Source organism: Bacillus sp. B4EP4a, from assembly GCF_006680105.1.
GTDB classification, from domain to species: Bacteria; Bacillota; Bacilli; order Bacillales; family DSM-1321; genus Peribacillus; species Peribacillus simplex_E.
Genome location: NZ_VHIK01000088.1, coordinates 1 through 1585 on the forward strand (window position 1 = coordinate 1; position 1585 = coordinate 1585).

The window sequence follows — 1585 nt, forward strand, 5'->3', positions numbered from 1 at the left end:
TGAAGTAAACCAGCTAATAGGATGTCAATATCTTTCTCTAAAATTTTCATTTCCCTTATGTTATACTATTTTTGGCCATGCCAAATAACCCTCCAAAACCCTTTTGGAAGGATTTTTCTCTGTTTCACAAAACCGTTAATTAGGCTAAATCTAGGAACGTTTCTTTTCTGCTTAATAAAGCATAAATCCAATGAAGCAACTTATTCATACAGGCAACGATTGACACTTTGGCAGGTTTTCCTTCTGATTTTTTCTTATCATAGAATGCTTTAAGTTTTTTGTTCCTTGAACTTCTTATGCCGCACAGTACGGCAAGATACAGAGAATGACGTAGTCTGCTCGAGCCCCTTTTGGTAATACGATTAATGGTTGCCGTAAACTTACCCGATGAGTGAACACTTGGATCTACTCCAGCGAAGGCAACCAGTTTTTTCGGATGATTAAACCGATCGATTTCACCAATTTCAGAGATAATCGTGGCTGCGATTTTTTCTCCGATACCGGGAATCGATTGGATGATCTTATATTCTTCCAGTTCATTTGCCAGGGCCACTATACGATCTTCTAAATCAGAAAGATGTCCCTGGTAATGAAAAAGCAACTCAATATACATACGAAGATTGATTACGTGACTTTCATACACGCTTTTTTGAAATGGATTTCTAGATGCGGAATCCATTATTTTTTTTGCTTTTTCACATGCCCATTCACCCGATCGGCTAGAACAGAACTCTATAACACTCTCTGCTAGTCTACTTTCTCCGGCTGTTAATACCGCCTCTGAAGTAGGATATTCCTTTAACATCAATAAAGAAACCTTCGAATATAGATCCCCAAAAACCTTCCGGTATTCAGGAAACACTTGATCTAAAATGGTGTGAAACTGAAGTTTAGCCTCCACATACATATTCGTTACGATTTCCTGTTGTCTGGACAAATTCCGAAGGTCTAATAGCTGAATTCCTCTAATTTTATGAGGTTCTAAATCCTCTTTGTAATACAGCACACACAACTGATACGCATCGATTGCGTCTGTTTTTACCTTCCGTAAACTGGTCTTCTTTGCCTGATAAGAAATAATCGGATTTAGTAAGATATATAGAATCCCTTGTTCCTCCAAGTATTGAATAACCGGAGTATGGTAATGCCCTGTAGATTCTAAAATGACCATAGGCATCTGCCCTGTCACCTCTTCAATCTCTTTTAAAAAGTCTAAAAAATGATCTAATTCCTCTTTGATGTGCTTCATTGAAAAGCTCGTCCCATACGGTTTAGATTGATCTAAAAATGCCTGAACTTGACTCTCTCCTTTTGCCACATCCAGACCCACTACTGGATTCATTGTTTTTTCCTCCTCTACTTACTTACCAGTACCCCTAGTCCTCCATGTAGTGTCATAGCTTCGCTTGTTATACGAGATCTACGTCCCAACCAGCCTCAAACATGTTTCTACAAGTAGGGGGCAGACAGTTTACTTCACGGGATCATGTCCCACGCACCCGTACGTCCTACCCTGGCTACTGATATAATAGATTCTATTAAAAAAAGGTCAACCAGTAAAAACTGGCTAACCTTATAATACGAA

Annotated in this window: 1 protein-coding gene; it reads right to left on the bottom strand. The window is 38.9% G+C overall.

All coding sequences use genetic code 11. From position 1 onward, the window contains the following. Positions 1–139: 139 nt before the first annotated feature. Complete coding sequence (locus FNK51_RS25990) at positions 140–1342, bottom strand: IS110 family RNA-guided transposase (protein ID WP_141995208.1); 1203 nt, start codon at positions 1340–1342, stop codon at positions 140–142. Positions 1343–1585 lie beyond the last annotated feature (243 nt).